Source organism: Candidatus Pelagibacter communis (genome assembly GCF_001180105.1).
In the GTDB taxonomy this organism is placed as follows: domain Bacteria; phylum Pseudomonadota; class Alphaproteobacteria; order Pelagibacterales; family Pelagibacteraceae; genus Pelagibacter; species Pelagibacter ubique_K.
In genome coordinates this window covers 1-536 of the sequence record NZ_CVSO01000036.1, presented here as the reverse complement: position 1 = coordinate 536, position 536 = coordinate 1, and the positions used below count along the sequence as shown (strand labels likewise).

At 31.5% G+C, this 536-nt stretch carries 1 protein-coding gene; it reads left to right on the top strand.

Annotated elements, in window-relative coordinates:
- Positions 1-107: 107 nt before the first annotated feature.
- The coding region (locus AMN84_RS02130; protein WP_075482968.1) for a TRAP transporter small permease subunit at positions 108-536 on the top strand (429 nt) is incomplete at its 3' end.

The window sequence follows — 536 nt, the reverse complement described above, 5'->3', positions numbered from 1 at the left end:
TTAGGAAAAGTTAAAATCTAAAGATTTATCTTAATTACATTAAGGGGGCCCTTAGGCCCCCTTTTTTTTGTTTGATTAATAGGTAGAATTTAACATAAAGTAGTACTATGAAATCTTTCATAAAATTTGCAGACACTTTAAGTGCATCAATGGGAAAAGCTTTTTCATGGTGCATAGTAATTTTAATGGGTGGAACGTGTTATGAAGTAATAATGGCCTATGCTTTTAACAGCCCAACTTTATGGAATTTTGATTTTAGTTTGCAAATGTATGGAGCAATTTTCATGATGGCAGGCGCTTATTGTTTATCAACTGAAGCGCACGTTAGAGGAGATGTTATTTACAGATTATTTCCAACAAGAGTTCAAGGTTGGATTGATTTAGTTTTATATTTTATTTTTTTCTTTCCAGGTATTTTAGCTTTAGTATTTTACGGATATGAATACGCAGCATTGGCTTGGAAAATAAAAGAAACTAGCTGGAATAGTCCAGCACAAATACAAATTTATATGGCAAAATCTATAATACCTTTGTCT